Here is a 19,140-nt window from a genome sequence, read left to right on the forward strand (position 1 = left end):
GTTCGGCCTGGGAGGAGGCCGAACCGGCGTCTTACGGCCCCGCCCCCGGATGCAGCACGGGGCGGAGGCGGGCGTGGACGCTCTAGAGGACGGCCTTGGGCTGCAGGACCTCGCCTATGGATTCCTTGCGCCACTGCTTGAGCAGTTCATGGAACGCGAAGGCGCCGTGAGGATAGGCGCTCGCCGTGTTCGGGCGCCCGAGCCCCTCGCGGTTGTAGTAGCCGGGGGTGCACTCGGCGTGGAACCACTCGTGGTCCGCGGCGTCCTTAGCCAGAACGGCCAGCCAGGCGTCCTCGGCTTCGGGGGACGGTTCGATGAGCGCGCCCTCGGTTTCGGCCGCCGCGACGAGGGCCGCGGCGTGAACGGCCTGTTCGTCCAGTACGTGCGTGAAGTTGACGCTGCTGGCGTTGTGCAGGGACCCCATGTGGATCAGGTTCGGGAAGCCGTTGCCGGTGAAGCCGTGCAGAGTCCGCGGGCCCTGTTGCGCCCAGGCGTGCAGGAGCTGGGTGCCGCCTCGGCCCAGGACGGGGAGCTTGCCGGAGAGAACGCCGGATACCCCGACGGAGAATCCCGTGGCGAAGATCAGGCAGTCGAGTTCGTAGGTGTCGTCGCCGACGACGGCACCGTGCTCGGTGATGCGCTCGATGCCGTGCGTGTCTGCGGTGTCGACCAGGGAGACGTTGTCGCGATTGAACGCCGCGTAGTACTTGTCGGAGAACGTGGGGCGCTTGCAGGCGTACCGGTACCAGGGCTTGAGCTTCTCCGCCGTATCCGGGTCGGTGACCGTCTGCTCGACACGGGCGCGCAGGTCGTTCATCTTCGCGGCGTCGGCCACTTCGTAAGCGGCTTCGAAGGACGGCCCCTCCACGTCGCGGCGGAAGCTGGGCAGGAGCTTTTCCAGGAGAGCGGCCGAGGCGGTCCAGCCGTCGGCCACGAGGTCCTGGTCGGCCGACTCGCCGGAGACGATACGCAGGAAGTTCTGGCGACGTTCGCGGGCCCAGCCCTCGCGGTCGGCGCCGACGTCCGCGGCCGTGGTGCGGCGGTTGGCGCGCACATCGACGCTGGAGGGGGTGCGCTGGAAGACGTAGACGTGCTCGGCGTCCTCGGCCAGCATCGGGATGGCCTGGACGCCGGTGGCTCCGGTGCCGACGATGCCCACCCGCTTGCCCGCGAGGCCGGTCATGCCCCCGTCCGGGGTGCCGCCGGTGTAGGAGTAGTCCCAGCGCGACGTGTGGAAGGTATGGCCCCGGAAGCTCTCGATGCCGGGTATCCCGGGCAGCTTGGGCTCGGACATGGTGCCGGTGGACGTGACGACGTACGTGGCGTGGAAGGCGTCACCGCGGTCGGTGGCCACGATCCACGTCTCGGACGCCTCGTCCCAGGTGAGCGAGGTGACCGCGGTGGAGAACAGGGCGTGCTGATAGAGGTCGTACTTCTCGGCGATGCGCACCGCGTGGCGGCGGATCTCCTCGCCGGGAGCGTACTTCCACTCCGGCACATAGCCGGTCTCGTCGAGCATCGGCAGGTAGACGTGCGACTCGATGTCGCAGTGGACGCCCGGATAGCGGTTCCAGTACCAGGTGCCCCCGAAGTCGCCGCCCTTCTCGACGATCCGCACGCGTCCCACACCCTGCTGCCGCATCCGCGCCCCGGCGAGGATGCCGCCGAACCCGCCGCCGACCACGGCGACGTCGACGGTGTCCAGCAGCGGCTCACGCCCGGCCGCTTCGCCCGTGTAGGGGTCTGCGGCGTAGTAGCCGAACTCGGCTTCTGTCGAGCGGTACTGGCGGGCACCGTCGGACCGGACCCGCCGTTCACGTTCGAGGCTGTAGCGCTGCCTCAGGGCGCCGAGGCCGTTTGAGTCCGTCGTTCGAGTGGTTGTCATGTGGGGGTCTCACTCCAATCGATCGGCCGCGTCGGACCGAGCGGCCATCCGCTACGGTAGCAACTACCGGACAACACTGTCCGGTTGCGGCACGGGTGACTCATGGCACGCGTGCAGGGCGCGCCTCCGCGCCCCCGTACGAGCCGTGCGCACCACTCGGCCGACGGGCTACCCGCAGACAGACAGGAAGAGTGATCCCCTCGTGCGACAACTCCCGGTCCGATCCATCGCGGTGCTCGCCACCGTCGGCGCGCTCGCCCTCACCGGATGCGGTACGGAGACGAGCGGCTCCGTCGTCGGCGCACCGGCCGCCGGCGCGGACAGGACCATCCGCGCCCACGAGGTCATGCAGTTGACGAAGGTTCACGAAGAGACCGGGATGACCCTGCTCGAAGGCCCTGCCTTCGACGAGAACGGCAAACTGCTCGTCGTCGACGTCACCGCACCTGCGGGGAAGCCGAAGGTGATGCGGGTCGATGTGAAGAGGAAGACGTCGCAGGCCGTTCACACGGATGGCCGAGGGGCTTACACCTCGGCACAGTTCAGCCCGTACGACGGCCGCGTCTACCTCACCGACTACGCCCACGGCGAGATCGTCAGCCTGGCCCCGGACGGGAGCGACCCGCAGCCCTTCTTCTCCGGCGAAGTCGACGGGGCACAGATGAACCCCGACGACATCGCCTTCGACAAGGAGGGCAACCTGTACGTCAGCGACTCACGCAGCCTGTCCACCGGTGACGCGCACGGGCGTGTGGTGCGGATCGATCGGGACGGCGAGAAGTCCGCCGTTCTCGCCGACGGTCTCGCCTCGGTGAACGGGATCTCCTTCGACGCGGACTACCGGGGGCTGTGGATCAGCGAACTCACACAGAACCGGATCTCCTACCTCCGCCTCGACGGAGAAGGAGGCATGACTTCCCGGCACACAGCGATCCGGGTGGACGGCGGGATCGCCCAGACCGACTCGATCGCCGTGGACGCGGAGGGCAACCTCTACCAGGCACTCCACGGCCGAGCCGCCATGGCCGTGTACGACCGGCACGGCGAGCGACTGGCGACCGTTGAGCTCCCCGGCGGCACCAGGGGACTCGAGTCGGCCACCAACGTGGCGATCACGCCCGGCGGGACCAAGGCGTACATGACCGTCAGCGGACCGGCCGGCGGGTACCTGTACACCTTCGACGCGCTGGGGAAGGGCACCCGGCAGTCCAACGGCGGCTGACACCCCCGGCCCTCACCCCTCGAAAGGCCGGACCGGCCCCACCTCGACACCCAGGAGCCGCCACGCGGCCTTCGCCCGGCGTTCCCGCACCTCGCGTGCGGGACCGCTCGTGGCACCGGAGACCATGGCGACGGCGAGCATGAGGTCGTTCGCCGTCGCCAGCCGGTGCCCCGCAGGCAGGTGTTGCCGCAGGGCGGACTCGACCCTGCCCGAGAGAACCAGGGCGTGCGCGAGGGCTTCCGAGTGGCCGGTGGCCCCGTTGGTGTGCAGCAGCCCCAGGAAGGCGGCCGACTCCGTCAGGTGCCAGGTCAGCACACCGAGGACATCGGCGAAGAGCGCGCCCTCGGCCGCAGCCGCCTGTTCGACCTGCCGCACGTTCTCCTCCAGCACGGCGATCGCCACGGCTGCCCGGTCGGGGAAATGCCGGTACAGGACGCCTTGCCCGACTCCGGCACGACGGGCGATCGCGGAAAGCGGGGCATCCAGCCCGTGGTCCGCGTAGATCTCTCGCGCTGCGACGATCAGAGCGTCCCGGTTGCGGGCAGCCACCTTCGGCCCGTGATTCGCGGGCCGCCGCTCGGCGGGCATAAGGGGCTGGGTCATCCCGAAAGGGTACCGGCCGATCGGCATGGCGAGCCGCAGCGGGAGGGGCCTCTCACCCTCGGCCCCCGGATGACGACCTTCCCTGGATGCCCCTCGGGCCCGCCGCCTCGATACCTTGGCGGGCCAGCAACGTATATCTGCATCGACGCAGGTCGAAGCGTCGATGACGCCCGCTGCCAGGACTTGCAGCGTTGCCGGCCGGTGTGGACCTTGCCGGGGCCTGGTGCGCGGGGTTACGGCCGGGCAGGCTAGTTTGCTCGGATGAGTCTCCTTGATGATGTGGCCGAGCGCGACGGCTGGCGGTGCTGGGTGTGCGACGAGGCGGTCGACCCCGACGAGTCGGTGAACGACCCGCGCGGGCCGAGCGTCGACAGCCGGACCGCAGACCGGAAGGCCAAGATCCCCGAGCGGCTCGCGCACCGCGGATGCAACACCCGCAAGGGCGCGGTCAAGGTGGTCATCGCCTGGCCTGACCACCTGTACGTGGTCGAACCCGCGCCGCTGATCACCGTTGCCGGAAGGCTGGAGCGCAAGGGGGGCCGCGAGATGGTGGGCCGTTGTCCGACCAGGCGGGACGCCCAGGAGGCTGCGGACTGGCTGGTGGACCGGTTCTCCCGACTGGTACCGGGGCTGCCGGTGACCGCCGACATCGAGCCGGGCGGCGGTCAGTTCCTCATCACCCTGGCCACCGGCCGCCGCTGACCAGGGATCACCGGCGCACACTCGTGTCGAGCTGATACGGGTCACCGGCGCACACTCACGTCGCCCTGAAACGGGCCACCGGCGCACACCCACGTCGAGCTGAAACGTCGACCCACACCGGCCTGCCCTGGCACCAGCTGACACACAGCGCGTGCTCGTGCTCCTCGCTGCCGACACCCTGTACGACGAGGGCGTCGGCAGTGGACGAGTGCACCTGTCCTCACGTGGGAGCGACAGCGCCCCAGCCCCTCGGGACCGACAGCTTCAGGACGAGCCGGTCAAGCCGCACCTCGCTCCGGCGGGCCGCCCACGACCGAGAGCAGGTCCACGACGAAGATCAGCGTCGAGCCCGCCGGGATCGACGGAGAGGGTGACTGCTTTCCGTAACCGAGACGCGGGGGAACGATGATCTCGCGTCGGCCTCCGACCTTCATTCCCCTCACCCCTCGGTCCCAGCCCTTGATGACCTTGCCACCGCCCACGGCGAACTTGAACGGCCGGTCCCGCTCCCAGGAGGAGTCGAACTCCCTTCCGGACGCGAAGGTGACCCCTACGTAGTGAACCTGGACGACCCTGCCCGGCTGCGCCTCGGGTCCATCCCCGACCACGAGGTCCCGGATCGTCAACTCGGTGGTCGCGACACCCTCCGGAACCTCGATCCTGGGCTTCGCCAGTTCGCTCATCACGGTCCCCTCGCTCTGCCACCGGAATCCCTCGCACGGGTCGACCGGACACATGGGCCTTCCATGCGGCAGGCGATCACGCTACGGCAGTCCCCGTGCTCCGAGGTGCACCCCGGGCCCTGGAGGCGGGTCAGCGACCGATCGATGCGCGCCCCGGGCCGACCGCGTAGGCACCTGCCCGCCGGACGCGAACACGGCGGATATCGTCCACCTGCGCTGCCCCGGCCGGCCACTCACTCGATCCCCGGTCCGGCGCGGCTACGCTCCGCCGTCGAGCTGGTCGAGATGTCCGCGCTCACATGGGAGAAGGCCCTCCGATGGACCCACCACGAGGCCCGTCCGGAGGGTCCGGCGTCAGCCCGCCGACGGCTCCTCGTCCGCGCCGCCCGAGCGGGCGCTGTCCCACAGCTGCATCAGCAACTGCTCCTCCAAGTCCGGCGCGCCGGCCTCGAAGCGCTCGCCCCCGCGCACCTCGGTGTGCAGCTCCTCCATACGGTGGTCGAGCTGCTCGGCGAGGTGCGCGGCCTCGGTCAGGCTGGCGACGAGTCCGGGCGGCACCTGGCCCTCGTACTTGTAGTAGATCTTGTGCTCCAGGCTGGCCCAGAAGTCCATGGCGATCGTCCGGATCTGTACCTCCACGGTCACGGGGACCGGGCCCGTACTGAGGAACACCGGAATCTCGATGAGCGCGTGCAGACTCTTGTAACCGTTGGGCTTCGGGGCGGCGATGTAGTCCTTGACCTGGAGTACGCGCACATCGTCCTGCGAGGTGAGCGCCTCCAGGACCTGGTAGGTGTCGGCGATGAAACTGCACGTGATGCGCACTCCGGCAATGTCCTGGATGCCGGCCCGGATCGCCTCGGGTGTGGGGGCGATGTCGAGACGTGCGGCCTTCCGCAGGATGCTCTCGGTGGACTTGACCCGGGAGCCGACGTGCTCGATCGGGTTGTACCGGTGCAGGTGCAGGAATTCCCTGCGCAGGATCGACACCTTGGTCAGCACCTCGTCGACGGCGAACTCGTACTCCATCTCGATGCGCTGGAAGTCCTTGCGCATCCGGCGCGCGAACGCCACGTCCGCAGACTTGCGCGGCTCCCCGTCCGGTCTCTGGGTCGGCTGGTCGGCCACGAGGGCAGCTCCTCTCCCGGGCGGGAGGCGTGGACGGGCGTCGCCGGCCGGGTACGTGATCGCGGATGCGCAGTCCCATGATCGCACCGGCGAAGGGGCCGGGCTACCTACGGAGAAGGCGAACACGTCCACGTCGACGGTCAGGGCATGCGGCTCGCGGTGTCTCTGACCGGCGGGAACCGCAATGACGTCGCCCAGCTCATGCCCCCGCTCACCGAGATCCCGTCGACCCCAGGGCTCGTGGGACGGCTCCGTCGACGGCCCGACGTCCAGCTCCGGGACCACGGCTACGACTACCACGGGTACCGCCGGCCGGTCCGGGCTCAGGACATCAAACCGGTCATCGCCCGCCGCGGAGCAGCGCACGGCTCCGGCCTCGGAACTCATCGCTGGGTCGTCGAGCGACGATCGCCCAGCTCCACGGCTTCCGGCACCTTCGCGTCCGGCGGGAACGACACGACGACATCCACGGAGCCTTCCTCGACCTCGCGACCTGCCTCATCACCCACCGACACGACCAACGCCTTTGTCGGGACTTCTTACGCGGCGGAAACGAGCGATGCCGGGCAGAGCAAGGAAGTCCGGGCCTGTCACTCGGGGCAGAGAGCACGCATTTCCCCTCATGGGGCGGCTGTGGTGGTCCTCAGCGGTCCGGGGACCTGGCCATCGGCCGGTTCCGGGCCGATGGCCATGGTCACGGAACCGGCCGCTGCGCCTCCCCGCAGCCCCGCATCAGAGCTGCTCAGCGACTGACGTGCAATGCACGACCGCAAGAGGCCACCGACTGGCCGAACCCCTCAGGCGGTCTTCCCGCCACGCCCTGAAGCGAGCAGCTGCGTCTCCCAGCTGAAGGCGATGCCGGTGGCGCCCCCGTGCTGGACCAGGACTTCGGTCATGCCCGGGAAGGTCTCCTCGCGGGCCCAGTCGCGCTGCCACTCCCCCGCGACGGCCTGCCAGGTGATCGGCACCACGCCCGCCTGAACCATGCGATGCACGGCCATCTCATGGGCTTCCTTCGAGGCACCGCCCGAGGCGTCGGTGACCACGAACACCTCGAAGCCCTCACCAGCCGCCTGTATCGCCGGCATTGCGACACAGATCTCCGTCCAGAGACCGGCGATGATCAGCTTCTTGCGGCCGGTCGCCTTGACGGCGTCGGTGACACGCTCGTCCTGCCAGGTGTTGATGAACGTGCGGTCGATCGGCTTCTGCTCCGGGAACACGTCCTGCAGCCCCTTGATGATGTAGCCGCCGCGCTCCTCCAACACGGTCGTCAGGATGGTCGGGACGTCGAACACCTTGGCGGCCCTGGCGAGCCCGACGACGTTGTTCACGATCATCGTGGGCTCGTGGCTGTTCAGGTTGGCGAACTGGAACGGCTGGTGGTCGATCAGGACGACGACGCTCTCCTCGGGCGTCAGCAGCGCCTGCAGTCCGGACTTCGTTTCCTTGCTCATGGGATCCCTTTCCGGGTACTTGTCTTCGCGTGCTCGGGGTGCTCGGACGGACGCCGCAGATCTCGACGCCGGAACGCGGCCGTACTCCTCCGCACATGCGGCATCGAGACCGAGTCGGCCAACCACCGCGCCGTAACGGTCGGCATCGCGTCCCGGACGGATTCCGCTTCCGCGGCGACACGGCACGGCGTCGAGGTCGGTCAGCCCGACCAAGTGGTTGACACGTCACCAACATTAGCAGCGACGGTGGACGTGTCAACTAGTTGTCCGGCGGGCTGAGTTCACCATGCCTGCGGCCCTGCGAACGCCCTCGTGGAGGCACGCCCGGTCCGCCGGATGTCGGAGCGGCGGATCACGCCGCTCTCGGCGATCGCCGGGAAATGGCCGCCCCGGGGTCCGGCCACCCAGGACACGGCGGGCCCTGCCTCGCCGAGGGTCGCCTCGCCGACCCTGCGCGCAGATGACTGACAGACGGCCTCGCTAAACTGCTGCCCATGGACGCACCGCCGCGCTGGCTCGTCGGGGAAGAGAAAGCCGCCTGGGACAACTTCATCCGCATGCAGGAGAAGCTCATCGGACGGCTGTCCCGCCACGTCCAGTCCGACTCCGGAATGTCCGCATCCGACTACGTCGTGCTCGCCGGCCTCACCGAAAGGGGCGGCGGTCGGATGCGCTTGCTGGATCTGGCCAAACTCGTGGAGTGGGAGAAGAGCCGAATGTCCCACCAGGTCACGCGGATGACGAAACGCGGGCTCCTGGCCAGGGAGGAATGCCCCGACGACGGACGCGGCGCGTTCATCGTCGCCACCCCGGCCGGCTACGAGGCCATCGAAGAGGCCGCGGGCCAGCACGTCGAGCACGTCCGCCGACTGTTCATCGACGCCCTGACGCCCCAGCAACTCAAAGCGCTCGCCCGTATCTCCGAGCACGTCCTGGAGCACATGGAGAAGCAGTCGGACTGACCGGGCGAGGAGACGCGGCTCGAGCACGGCGGGCGGGCCGGCGTCCTGGCGGGCAGCCGCTCGGCCCGCACGCTGGAACAGATCGCCCGGTTCCACGCCGCCGGCCTGCCCTCCCTCCGCCTCGACGTACTCGCCGCCACAGCCGGCCGCGACGTCACCGGTGAGGCACCGGCCTGGTACGACGCCCAGGGCTGCGACCGGCCCGTCCTGATCTACGCCTCGGCGTCACCGGAAGAACTGGCCTCTGTGCAGGCCCAGTTGGGTGTGGTGGAAGCCCCGCAACATGTCGAGGAACTACTCGGCGCTCTCGCCTCACACCTGGTCGGACGCGGCGTACGCCGACTGCTCGTGGCAGGCGGGGAGACCTCTGGAGCCGTCACCACGGCGCTGGGTGTCCGTGCCGTCCTCGTCGGCGAGGAGGCCGACGACGGGCGTGCCATGGACGTACGCGGCCACCGAGAAGATCTCGCCCTCATGCTGAAATCCGGCAACTTCAGCGCCCCCGACCTGTTCACACGCGCTCTCACGAAGAGCAGGTGAGTGCCTACGCCGATGAGTCGGCGGCCCGGAACCTCATCGTCCGCACTGCGCGCTCCCTGTTCACCCGCGGTCTGACGCACGGCTCGACCGGCAACCTCTCCATCCGGCCGGCCGACGGCACTCTCCTGCTCACTCCCAGCGGGTCCAGCTTCGGCAACATCCAGGAAGCCGAGTTGTCCCGTGCCGACCTGCACGGCACCCACCTGGACGGCCCTCCGCCCACGAAGGAGTCGTTCCTGCACGCCGCCTTCTACCGGGTCCGGCCAGGAGCTCACGCGCGACCTCCTGCGCACCCCCGGCGACGGCCATGTTCTCGTCGTCGACGGAGGCGGATCCCTGCGCACGGCCCTGGTCGGCGACCTCATCGCCGGAGCCGCCCAGGACAACGGCTGGGCCGGCCTCGTCCTGCACGGAGCCGTCCGCGACAGCGTCGCGCTGTCCCGCCTCCGGCTCGGCATCAAAGCGCTCGGCACCATCCCCCGCAAGAGCGACAAGGCCGGCACCGGAGCCCTCGATGCCGACATCACCTTCGGCGGTGTCACGTTCCGCCCCGGCGACATCCTTCACGCCGACGACGACGGCATCGCGCTCCTGCCGTAAGGCGCGGTGCACTGACCCGTGATCTGCGCACCTTCGGCTGATCGTTCACGGTCGGTCACCGCGCCGGGCCTCGTCGCGGGGCCCTTTACAGGGGGGTGAGCCGCCTTCGGCGGCATGTCCCTGCTGATGATCTTCCTCGACTTCGTCTTCGAGGACCTGGCGAAGTGGGCCGGAGGGTAGGGGCGGTACGGCCCGATGCCACGGCTCGATGACATCGGCCGGTCGGTGTTGCGTACTGGTGACGGGACATTCATAACTGCGTCGTTGGGCGCCCACCCCGGCTTCAAACTGCATGACACATCCGATGTCCAGCGTGTGCAGGTAGGTGGATTGGTTCAGCAAGTCGCTTGAATCGGAACGCCTGTTGAGCTTTGTCATCCCTTCAAATTGGTTGACATCCAGGGGTGGAATGTCGGACGTTCAGCCGTAACCCACCGATGCTCCACAGAGCCGGAAAGATGGCACGCGGATGACTTTCAGAGACGGGAACCCGGAGCCGGGGCGCGGGAGGCGCCAGGCGGCGCCTGCCGCGGCGACGACCCTGCCGACGACTCCCTCGGCAGGGCCGGGCGCGACCGGGACCACGCGAGCGGCGACAGTGGACGCGGGCTCATGGTACGAGCTCGTCAACCACGGCAGCGGCAAGGCGCTGGACATATCCGGTGCAAGCACTGCCGAGGGAACCCCCGTTCAGCAGTGGACCCGCAACGGCGGTACCCATCAGCGGTTCCAGTTCGTCGACTCGGGCGACGGCTACTACCGGCTGAAGGCCCAGCACTCGGGCAGGGTGCTCGACGTCCACGGCCGGTCCGGCGCCGACCACGCGGACATCGTGCAGTGGGACGACACCAACGGCTCGAACCAGCAGTTCCGGCTGGAGGAATCGGCGGACGGCCACGTACGTCTGATCAACCGAAACAGCGGCAAGGCCGTCGAGGTCCGGAACGCCGCCACAACGGACGGTGCCGAGGTTGTGCAGTTCACCGACTCGGGTGGTGCCAACCAGCAGTGGCAGCTGGTCCCCGTGAAGAGCGTCTCGGAGCAGGTGCACACCGCAGGGCGGGTCAAGGACCTGGGGAGGGTGGTGCAGTTCAGCTGGCCCGGGGTGTACTTCGAGGGCCGCTTCCGCGGGACCGGCCTCGGGGTGGTACTCGACTGCGCGGCCGCCGACTACGACGTCCAGGTCGACGGGGCCACCGTCGCCACCCTGGTCACACCCGGCGACACCACGCACTGGATCGACGGTCTGCGGGACGGCGAACACACGGTCCGGGTCGTCAAACGCAACGACACCCCGGGGGACACCAGCACGTTCGGAGGCTTCGTCGCCGCGCCCGGGGGCGCCGTACTGAGCAAGCCGGCACCCCGCGACCGCCAGATCGAGTTCATCGGGGACTCCATAACGGTGGGCTACGGGAACGTCTCGGGCACCCGCGAGTGCAATCCGGAGCAGCTCAAGCGGAACACCAACACCGACGTGAGCTACGGCGCACTCACCGCCCGGCAGTTGGACGCCGATTACCAGACCAACGGCTTCTCCGGCCTCGGCATGGTGCGCAACGTCGTCGGCATCACCCCGGACGTCACGTACCGGACGTACTACGACCGCGCCCTGCTGAACGTGGACGGCGACGTCTGGCAGAACCCGGGGACGTGGTGCCCCCAGATCGTGGTGGTCAACCTCGGCGCCAACGACTTCTCCGACCTCACCCCTGGCGAACCGTGGACGCCCGACAGCCTCGCGGCCGCCTACCGCACCGCCTACGGCGAGTTCCTCCTGATGCTGCGGAAGCGCTACGGTGCCGGCACCACCCTCGTGGCCGTCGGCTTCGACGTGGACGCCGAGCATGTGCGGCAGGTGGTCGAGGCACGCAACGACGCCGGCGACAGCGGGGTCCACTACTGGTTCCTCGATCAGTCGGGCCTGGACTTCCTCGGCTGTGACCGGCACACCTCGGCTCACGACGACCGGGTGATCGCAGACCGGCTTGCCCCGTTCCTGAGCAGCCTGCGGACGGGGTGGTGAGGGGACCCGATTCCGTCGGGTTCTGCTCGGGTCCGCGCATGAATCCGGGCACCCGGCGGACCGGTGCTCCGGGTGCCCGGGAAAAGAGTCACCCGGATGCCGAAATCAAGCTCACGGAACCAAGAGGCGCCGTCCGAGGAGTCGTACAGCCCGGCCTCCCCGTCGGCGCCTCACGGGGAGGCCGTCCTGGTCCCCGGGACGGCACCGGAGAGCCGTTCCAGGCACATCTCGGCGCCGCTCGGCACACTCCGCAGCACCCAGGACCACGCGGACGGATGACAGCCGCTGAACTCTGCTTACTCGCACGGCTCGTGCAGCAAGCTGGCTCCGGGCGGATACATCCTGGTACGCGCCCTCGACACGCTGCACCACCCCATTGTCACGGCCGAGTCCGCCCCCGCCCCGCACGTTGCACGGCTGAGCAGTCTCAGACGCCAGGAAAGCCTTGCCCCGCACTCCTTCCTCCGCTGACTTCTCTCTGCGACCCACCGACAAGGTGAGCACCATGTCCACTGCGCGAACCACCAGCACAGCCGTGATCACCGCCAACGGCCGTGGCCAGTAACTTCTGCCGAAGAATGAGAGCGCGAGAGGTCGTTGTCGCGGCTGCCTGCAGGACGACGGCGGGATGCACTGGCCGATCACGTGCGGCGGTGTACTCGCCCGATGTCGGCCATGGCTGGGCCATGCCGCCTTGTGACCGGCCAGTCATCGCTGTGCCCGGACACGCAGGGCCTCGACGGACCAGTCGAACGCGGGCGCCAGACTCTGTGGGGCCGGCCAGCCGTTGACGACCGCGAGGAGCCGGATATACCGCTCCCTGCGAGGGTCGTTCACACTCTCCAGCCGAGTCGACAGCTGGTGGCGAAGTTCGGCGTCGTCGCGGCGACCGAGGATATGGGCGTAGTGCGCCGTGAACGCCGCGACGATCGGATCGGCCTCGGGCGAGGCAGGGGCGATGCCGACGGCCAGGGCCGGGCCGACCTGGTCGCGAATGACTGCCACCGTGTCACGGCGAGGCCCCGGAACGCCGGCGTGGGCCTGTTCGGCGACCTGGTCCTCCACCATCCGGCGCAGTCCGGCACGGAAGTCAGGATCCAGGGACAGCTCGGCCAGCTCCACCCACGCCTGGACTTGCTCGGCCTCGGGGTTCTCAGGGAGTTCGGGGGTCATCGAACGTATGGCCGCCGCGAATGCGGAGGCGGTGTCGAGACCACCGAAAACAGCGTCGAGGAAATCTCCGATCAGACGTCGGCGTTCATCCTCGGAGAGCTGTGCCAACTGGTGCATGAGTTCTGTCTCCTCAGGGGTAGACCCGCGCTCGGCCACTACCGTCAGCACCGCGCGCCGCAGACGCAGGACGTCGATCTGCACGGCCAGTGCGTCAGCGTGGGCCGTGGCGACTTCGGGAAGCGAGAGCTCCCGGTCCACGACCTTGCGGATCGTGGGGAGGTCCAGTCCCAGCTCACGCAGGGTCCGTACGAAGGCCAGGCGTGCGACGGCGTGGGTGTCGTAGAGGCGGTAGCCGGCCGGGTTGCGTTCCGTCGGCTTCACGATTCCGCGATCGGAGTAGAACCGAATGGTCTTGACCGTGAGACCGGTCCGCCGAGCGAGCTCGCCGATCGAGTAGAGCGTGATGCCGTCCATGTCCCCACCTTTACGCCTCCCCCTACGGGAGACTCAAGCCGTCTTGCCTGCCCCGGAGGATCAGTCAGAAGCGGGATGAACTCGGTCGAGACGGACGACATTGTCCAGGGCCTCTTCCGGGCGAGTCTCCGGATTCCGGCCCCGGCGGGTGAGAACGGCGTTCGCGAGCGAAGGCCGGGCGACTTGGTACCGGAGTGCCATTATTTCGGGCCTTTACGCGGCAACAGAGTCTTCGAGGTCGGACACGGTCTTGCGGGAGCCGCTTCTCCGATTCGGGGAGTTACTTCGTCTCGGCGCGGACGCGCTCGTAGAACTCGTGCTTCAGGTCGACATGGCGATTCTGAAGGGCCATGCGGTGGACACCGGCCGAGCGGGCACGGGCCGAACTCAGTACGGCCGACGTCTCCCCCACATCTCCGCTGCCGACCTCTCAGCTCTGACCCGGCAGGAGCGCCGGATCGCCGATCTGACCGCCGGAGGCCTGACCAACAGGGAGATCGGCGAAAGGATGCACCTGTCGCCCCGCACGGTGGGCTCCCACCTGTACCGGGCCTTCCCCAAACTGGGCATCACCTCGCGCGCCGCGCTCCGCGACGCGCTGGGCAAGCTGCCCGGTACCCGGGACACGTGAGCGTTCCTCGCCGACGTGACGACCATCCGTCGCCGGGCCTCCGGGCGGCCGCTCAGGGATCGTTCCGGCACGGGCCCGGAGGGCGGCCGAACGGCTGAGGACAGGCCGGGAGCGCGTGGCGGCTTCCGGTCCCGCCCGCGGACTTCCCGCGCCATCGGTGCGCAGGGCTCAGTCCGTCGCCAGCCGTTGCCCGAGAAGGTCCAGTCCGTGCCGGAGCCGACGGAAGTAGGTGGCCCGGCTCATGTGGAGCGTGCGTGCCAGTTGTTGATGGGTCTGCCGGCGCCCGAGGTAGTAGTGCAGCAGGATCTGCCCGGCCTCGGCGTCTTCGAGTACGTCGCTGTCCGCCAGGGTGCGCACCCCGTCCCGCAGCGCCTTCCGCAGATCCTCCGCAGTCTCCGTGCCCCGGGAGCGCAGCAGCGGGCTGTGCGCCAGCCAGGCGAGGTCGGTGACGTGCGCGAGGGCCTGTCCCACATCGCGGCCGGTGGCCGAGGGGCCGCCCGGCCCCGGCCCGAGGGCGAGCCGCTCCACCCAGTCGGTGATCGCGTCGTGTCCGAAGTCCTGGCTGTAGATCTCGGGTTTCCGGCCGCACCGGTAGACGTCGTCGGTGGTGGTGCCGTGCTGATGGAAACGTAAGCTCGTCAGGAGCTTCTGATAGCGCGGGCTAGGCGTGGAGACCGTCAGCAGCAGGCTGTTGGCCATGACGTGGTGCAGCAGGTCCCGCAGCAACCGCGCGTGCAGTCCGCGCTCCGGGCAGTACGCGGCCCCGAGGACCAGGGACCGGGTCCGCTGCCCGCCCATCAGCCGGTCGGTGTGCTGCTGGAGCAGGGGTTCCATGCTGCCGACGGTGCGGTCGGCGACGCGGACCAGACCCATGACGCCCACGGCCCGGCCGTCGCGGTCCCGGGCCATCCGGAAGCCGGCGGGGTCGTCGTGCAGCCACCGTTCCACCATGCGTTCCGTGCGCCGGGTGTCCATGCCTCCCTGCCGGGCCCACTGGTGCATCAGCCCGCCGATGTCGTCGGCGTCGCCCGGGGTCGCGGTCTGGATCGCGCCGTCGCCCGCGCTCGCCGGGAACAGCGTCTCGCGTACGACGGTGTCGTCGATGAGGGCCATGGTTCCCTCGGCGAGCCGCCCCCTGCGGGCGACGCTCGCCTCCGCGGCCAGCTGCCGCCTGCGATGGGTGTGCGCGCGGGACCGTAGACCGTGGTGGGCGGCGGGCTGCCGCCACCGGTGGGCCTGTTCGAACACGGCGCGGAACGGTTCCAGGACGGTCAGACCGAGTTCCGTACGGGTCACGAGGCTGAGCCGGCCCAGGGTGTCGAAGAGCTCCCGGCCCTCTTCGAGGAGTTCCCGGTCCCCGCCCCAGACGGTGGCGAGTTTGTCCAGGGCGCGCTGCCACCCGTGGGCGGGCCGCTCGCGCGAGAGCCGCTCGGTGATCTCCTGCACGACCTGGTCGGCGACTGCCCCGGGGGCGTCCGGCGGGGCGCCCGCGTGCAGGGCCCTGCAGGCCGCGCTCGCGACAAGCGGATTGCCCCCGGCCATGCGGACGACCAGGTCCCGTGCCACCGGGTCGGCCAGTTGAGCGCCGGCCACCAGCCGGGCGATCCGGTCGTCGGACCACGGCGCGGTCTCGATGACAGCCGCTCCCGAGAGCGTCCAGCCGGGCTGCGCCAGTAAGGACCGCCGGCTCACCACGAGCAGGGGCGTGGCGGGCGCTTCGCGCGGGAGCCGCGTGTGATCCAGCGCGGCGAGGGCCTCCGGGCCGTCGGCGCCGTCCAGTACCAGCGGCCGGGTGGTGGGCTCGGCGAGCGCCGTCCGCACGGCGTCCGGGGTGTCGCCGCGGGACAGGTCCAGCACGCGTGCCGGCGACAGGCGTGACACCAGCCAGGACTTGCCGCTCCCGAGTGGCCCCGTCAGGTTGACCAGCCGGTGGCGGTCCATCGCCACCCGCAGCGACTCGGGCGTCGCCCGAACCGGCGCACCGGTCGCCGCCGCCTCGGTCATGAGGTCTCCCAACACGCTTCCCGCGGGCCCGTCGTCGATCACGGCGACACCCTATTGACCGGGCTTCGTGACGAGAAGACCGCGAACCGGATCGGCCTCTGAGACTCCTGTGAGACCGCTGTGGGACTCCACCGCCCGGGGCCGGTGGCTAGCGTGGGTCGGTGATCGCACCGGGCGACCGGACCGAGCCCTCAGGGAGGCCACATGAACACCAACAGCATGTCCGTACTCGGTCTGACCAGCACCGAGGAGGACGTCTACCGCCACTTCCTGCGGAATCCCGGAACACCGGAGGGTGAGGTCCCCGGGGCTTCACCGGGCGAACGGGAGAGCGGAGTGCGGGCCGTCGCGCGGCTCCGGGAGCTGCGCCTGCTGCACGGGGACGACGTGAACACCTGGGCCGTGGATCCCGTCGTCGCCGTGCCCCGGCTGGCCGGGGAGCAGCTGGACACGGCGCACCGGGCAATGCGTCAGCTCGTCGACGTACGACCGATCCTGAGGTCCCTGCGGCATGAGAGACCGGTGCCCGTGACCGCCGCTCCGGGAGACGGCGCCGCCTTGTTACGGCTGGAGGACCTGCGGGAGGTACGCGCCCGGGTGGGCCAACTGACTTTCGGCGCACGGTCGGAGGTGCTCGCGGCCGGCCCCTGCGACGCCTCGACGCCGGAGAGCGCCGGCTATGCCCGGCACCTCGACCTGGGGCGGCTGAGCAAGACGGTGCGGGTACGGGTCCTCGTGCGGGCGACGGCGCTCGCGGACGCCGGGAGTCTCGACCGGATGCGGCACCTGCATTTCGGCGGGGCGGCCATCAGGGTCGCGGACGAACTGTCCGAGACGGTCCTCGTCTACGACCGGCACGCGGCCCTGGTGCCCATCGACGCCCGCGACACCGGGCGCGGCGCCCTGTACACCGAGGAGAGCGGGCTGGTGAGCAGCTTGGTCGGCCTCTTCGAGCGGCTGTGGGCCACCGCGACCGACTTCGCCGACCTGGTGGAGGCGGACACGGGGCAGGTCACCCGGCTCACCGACACCCAGCGCCTGGTGATCACCGCCATGTGCGCTGTCAGCAAGGACGAGACGGGCGCCCGGCAGGCACGGATGTCCCTCCGCACCTACCGGCGGCACATCTCCGACGTACTGAGTCTGCTGGGCGCCTGCAACCGGGCCCAGGCCGCACTGCTCGCGCGTGAGCGCGGCTGGGTGTGAGCGCGACGGAGTGTGAGCGCGGACGGGTGTGAGCGGCTGGGTGTAAGCGTGCCGCCCCGGGCCGGTGATCGTGGCCCGTGATCGTGCGGACCGCACTGTCGCAGGGCCCGCCCGCCGGACAGTCCTCCGGTCCGAGTGCCCCTCCTGCCGCAGGCCCCGCCCCGTCGGCGGTCCCCGGACGGCGGCCGTCGCGCGCGACCGCCGACGACCGCCGTACGACCGCCGTACGACCGGGCCCGTGCGCGCCGGCTCCGCCGGGCGGCCTCACCCCGCGGCCGCTCCGTCCCGGCCGGCGCCGCCGGCCCCTGCCCCGGTCCGCCCCAGCGGCGGCACCCCCAGGCCGAACTCCCGGCGCAGGGCGGTCCGGGCGGCCAACAGGCCGCACATCCCGTGCACGCCGGGGCCCGGCGGGGTGGCGGCCGAGCAGAGGTAGACCCCCGGCAAGGGGGTGCGGTACGGGTCCCAGCGGGCGACGGGCCGGAAGACGGACTGCCGCAGGCCGAGCGCCCCCGTCGCGATGTCCCCGCCGACGTAGTTGGGGTTGTAGCGGGCCAACTCGGCGCCGGAAACGCCGCGTTCGGCGACCACGGTGTCGGTGAAGCCGGGGGCGTACCGCTCGATCGCCGCCCGCACCAGCGGTAGCGGGTCGCGGGTGGAGCCGTGCGGGAGGTGCGCGTACGCCCACACCGGACGGCGCCCGGGGAGGGCACGCCCCGGGTCGGCGACCGCCGGGTCCACCACCAGCACGAAGGGCCGTTCGCCCGACGTACCCCGGGCGTTGGCCGTCTCCTGCCGGAAGACCTCCCGCGCCGTCCCTCCGAGGTGCACGGTCACCGCCCGGCCGACGCCGGGGGCGGACCAGGGGATCGGTTCCGAGACGAGGAAGTCGGCCTTGCCGGCCGCCGGGCCGTAGCGGTAGCGGCGCAGCGCCCGGGCGTAGCGAGGGGGCAGCCGGTCCCCCGCGAGGGACGCCAGTGCGGTGGGAGAGAGGTCCAGGAGCACCGCCCGGACGCCGTCGAGTTCCCGCAGGTCGGTGATTTCCCGCCCGGTGTGCAGGACACCGCCGTGCGCCCGGATGTCGGCCGCCAGGGCGTCCGCGATGCTCCGGCTGCCGCCGCGCGGTACCGGCCAGCCCGGCCCGTGGGCGAGTTGTGCCAGCAGCAGTCCGACGGCGGCGCCGGGCAGCGACGGCAGCGGGCCGGTCAGGTGCGCGGCGGCACCGGCCAGCAGCGCCCCGGCCTCCTCGCCGCGGAAGGCGAGCGACCCGAGCCGGGTCCCGTGGAGCAGGACCCGGCTCAGCAGAGCCGGGGCGGCCCGGAGCCCGGGAGGCCGCCGCAGGTCGGACAGGAGCAGCGCGGCCAGGTCCGCCCCGTGCGCCAGCAGGGGTTCCATCAGCCGACGCCAGCGCGCTCCGTCCGGTCCGAGCCCGGCGCAGGTCGCGTCGAGGTCGTGCCAAGCCAGGGCGGCCCGCCCGTCGTCGAGGGGGTGGGCGTAGCTGATCTCCGGGCGGAGCATGTCCACCTGCTCGGCGAGGCCGAACTCCCTGAAGAACGGGGAGGACATGCCCATCGGATGGACCGCCGAGCAGATGTCGTGGACCACGCCGGAGTCGAACAGGTCGGCTCCGCGCAGCCCGCCACCCAGGGTGTCGGCGGCCTCGTACACCTCGACACGCAGCCCGGCCCGGGCCAGGGCGGCCGCGGCGGCGAGGCCGTTCGGACCACTGCCGACGACGGCCGCGTCCGCTTCGCTCACCGGGGGCGTCCCGAGCCCTCGGCGGACGGCCGGAAGGAGCCGCCGGGCGGGCGGTGCCGGGCCCGCGACGGCACAGGTCGGGCGGGGGC

At 70.5% G+C, this 19,140-nt stretch carries 15 protein-coding genes and 3 pseudogenes; 10 read left to right on the forward strand and 8 right to left on the reverse strand.

Annotated elements, in window-relative coordinates:
- Positions 1-82: 82 nt before the first annotated feature.
- Positions 83-1,885: a flavin-containing monooxygenase gene (locus HED23_RS19840; RefSeq protein WP_203184747.1), complete on the reverse strand. Its 1,803-nt coding sequence runs from the start codon at positions 1,883-1,885 to the stop codon at positions 83-85.
- Positions 1,886-2,087: 202 nt separating this feature from the next.
- Here HED23_RS19840 and HED23_RS19845 point away from each other — a divergent pair, with 202 nt between their 5' ends.
- Entirely contained in the window at positions 2,088-3,107 is a 1,020-nt protein-coding gene (locus HED23_RS19845) for an SMP-30/gluconolactonase/LRE family protein (RefSeq protein WP_203184748.1), read from the forward strand.
- Between the two features lie 12 nt (positions 3,108-3,119).
- Here the strand turns inward: HED23_RS19845 and HED23_RS19850 are convergent, their stop codons facing one another.
- Positions 3,120-3,710, reverse strand: a complete 591-nt coding sequence (locus HED23_RS19850) for a TetR/AcrR family transcriptional regulator (RefSeq protein ID WP_203184749.1) — start codon at positions 3,708-3,710, stop codon at positions 3,120-3,122.
- Positions 3,711-3,971: 261 nt separating this feature from the next.
- On the opposite strand from HED23_RS19850, the gene HED23_RS19855 reads away from it, so the two are divergent.
- Positions 3,972-4,412: a hypothetical protein gene (locus HED23_RS19855; protein WP_203184750.1), complete on the forward strand. Its 441-nt coding sequence runs from the start codon at positions 3,972-3,974 to the stop codon at positions 4,410-4,412.
- Between the two features lie 278 nt (positions 4,413-4,690).
- On the opposite strand, the gene HED23_RS19860 is transcribed toward HED23_RS19855, so the two are convergent.
- Both HED23_RS19860 and HED23_RS19865 read right to left on the reverse strand, forming a co-directional pair.
- A complete protein-coding gene (locus HED23_RS19860; protein ID WP_203184751.1) occupies positions 4,691-5,095 on the reverse strand; it encodes an FKBP-type peptidyl-prolyl cis-trans isomerase in 405 nt (134 codons plus the stop codon).
- Between the two features lie 354 nt (positions 5,096-5,449).
- Entirely contained in the window at positions 5,450-6,223 is a 774-nt protein-coding gene (locus tag HED23_RS19865; protein WP_238442046.1) for a GTP pyrophosphokinase, read from the reverse strand.
- A 93-nt stretch (positions 6,224-6,316) separates the two neighbouring features.
- On the opposite strand from HED23_RS19865, the pseudogene HED23_RS35350 reads away from it, so the two are divergent.
- A pseudogene (locus tag HED23_RS35350) lies at positions 6,317-6,735 on the forward strand (transposase); the annotation flags it as partial.
- Positions 6,736-7,020: 285 nt separating this feature from the next.
- On the opposite strand, the gene HED23_RS19870 reads toward HED23_RS35350, so the two are convergent.
- Positions 7,021-7,680: a hydrolase gene (locus tag HED23_RS19870; protein ID WP_203184752.1), complete on the reverse strand. Its 660-nt coding sequence runs from the start codon at positions 7,678-7,680 to the stop codon at positions 7,021-7,023.
- Positions 7,681-8,174: 494 nt separating this feature from the next.
- On the opposite strand from HED23_RS19870, the gene HED23_RS19875 reads away from it, so the two are divergent.
- The 5 genes and pseudogenes from HED23_RS19875 to HED23_RS19895 all read left to right on the forward strand — a co-directional run bounded on the left by HED23_RS19875 (position 8,175) and on the right by HED23_RS19895 (position 11,808).
- Positions 8,175-8,642, forward strand: a complete 468-nt coding sequence (locus tag HED23_RS19875) for a MarR family winged helix-turn-helix transcriptional regulator (RefSeq protein WP_203184753.1) — start codon at positions 8,175-8,177, stop codon at positions 8,640-8,642.
- 45 nt (positions 8,643-8,687) lie between these two features.
- Entirely contained in the window at positions 8,688-9,182 is a 495-nt protein-coding gene (locus HED23_RS19880; RefSeq protein ID WP_274383055.1) for a nucleotide-binding domain containing protein, read from the forward strand.
- A pseudogene (locus HED23_RS19885) lies at positions 9,179-9,400 on the forward strand (class II aldolase/adducin family protein); the annotation flags it as partial. The gene HED23_RS19880 and the pseudogene HED23_RS19885, both read left to right, overlap by 4 nt.
- Entirely contained in the window at positions 9,363-9,782 is a 420-nt protein-coding gene (gene rraA, locus HED23_RS19890) for a ribonuclease E activity regulator RraA (protein ID WP_203184754.1), read from the forward strand. The pseudogene HED23_RS19885 and the gene rraA, both read left to right, overlap by 38 nt.
- 469 nt (positions 9,783-10,251) lie before the next feature.
- On the forward strand, positions 10,252-11,808 hold the full coding sequence (locus HED23_RS19895; RefSeq protein ID WP_203184755.1) for an RICIN domain-containing protein: 1,557 nt from the start codon (positions 10,252-10,254) through the stop codon (positions 11,806-11,808).
- A 708-nt stretch (positions 11,809-12,516) separates the two neighbouring features.
- On the opposite strand, the gene HED23_RS19900 is transcribed toward HED23_RS19895, so the two are convergent.
- Positions 12,517-13,455, reverse strand: coding sequence for a MerR family transcriptional regulator (locus tag HED23_RS19900; RefSeq protein WP_203184756.1), 939 nt, complete (start codon positions 13,453-13,455; stop codon positions 12,517-12,519).
- A 359-nt stretch (positions 13,456-13,814) separates the two neighbouring features.
- On the opposite strand from HED23_RS19900, the pseudogene HED23_RS19905 reads away from it, so the two are divergent.
- Positions 13,815-14,086, forward strand: a pseudogene (locus tag HED23_RS19905) (helix-turn-helix domain-containing protein); the annotation flags it as partial.
- A gap of 168 nt (positions 14,087-14,254) precedes the next feature.
- Here HED23_RS19905 and HED23_RS19910 read toward each other — a convergent pair.
- Positions 14,255-16,132 carry a hypothetical protein gene (locus HED23_RS19910; protein ID WP_238442047.1) on the reverse strand — a complete coding sequence of 626 codons (1,878 nt, stop codon included), beginning with the start codon at positions 16,130-16,132 and terminating at the stop codon, positions 14,255-14,257.
- Between the two features lie 162 nt (positions 16,133-16,294).
- Between HED23_RS19910 and HED23_RS19915 the strand changes: the two genes are divergently transcribed.
- Positions 16,295-17,296, forward strand: coding sequence for a helix-turn-helix transcriptional regulator (locus HED23_RS19915; RefSeq protein WP_203184757.1), 1,002 nt, complete (start codon positions 16,295-16,297; stop codon positions 17,294-17,296).
- A gap of 264 nt (positions 17,297-17,560) precedes the next feature.
- Here the strand turns inward: HED23_RS19915 and HED23_RS19920 are convergent, their stop codons facing one another.
- Complete coding sequence (locus HED23_RS19920) at positions 17,561-19,051, reverse strand: phytoene desaturase family protein (RefSeq protein WP_203184758.1); 1,491 nt, start codon at positions 19,049-19,051, stop codon at positions 17,561-17,563.
- Between the last annotated feature and the right edge of the window lie 89 nt (positions 19,052-19,140).

Source organism: Streptomyces pratensis, assembly GCF_016804005.1.
In the GTDB taxonomy this organism is placed as follows: domain Bacteria; phylum Actinomycetota; class Actinomycetes; order Streptomycetales; family Streptomycetaceae; genus Streptomyces; species Streptomyces pratensis_A.

Coding starts and splice junctions, on each gene's coding strand:
- HED23_RS19875 (WP_203184753.1), top strand. CDS start 8,175: ATGGACGCACCGCCGCGCTGGCTCGTCGGGGAAGAGAAAGCCGCCTGG.
- HED23_RS19850 (WP_203184749.1), bottom strand. CDS start 3,710: ATGACCCAGCCCCTTATGCCCGCCGAGCGGCGGCCCGCGAATCACGGG.
- HED23_RS19860 (WP_203184751.1), bottom strand. CDS start 5,095: ATGAGCGAACTGGCGAAGCCCAGGATCGAGGTTCCGGAGGGTGTCGCG.
- HED23_RS19895 (WP_203184755.1), top strand. CDS start 10,252: ATGACTTTCAGAGACGGGAACCCGGAGCCGGGGCGCGGGAGGCGCCAG.
- HED23_RS19840 (WP_203184747.1), bottom strand. CDS start 1,885: ATGACAACCACTCGAACGACGGACTCAAACGGCCTCGGCGCCCTGAGG.
- HED23_RS19870 (WP_203184752.1), bottom strand. CDS start 7,680: ATGAGCAAGGAAACGAAGTCCGGACTGCAGGCGCTGCTGACGCCCGAG.
- HED23_RS19900 (WP_203184756.1), bottom strand. CDS start 13,455: ATGGACGGCATCACGCTCTACTCGATCGGCGAGCTCGCTCGGCGGACC.
- HED23_RS19915 (WP_203184757.1), top strand. CDS start 16,295: ATGAACACCAACAGCATGTCCGTACTCGGTCTGACCAGCACCGAGGAG.
- HED23_RS19855 (WP_203184750.1), top strand. CDS start 3,972: ATGAGTCTCCTTGATGATGTGGCCGAGCGCGACGGCTGGCGGTGCTGG.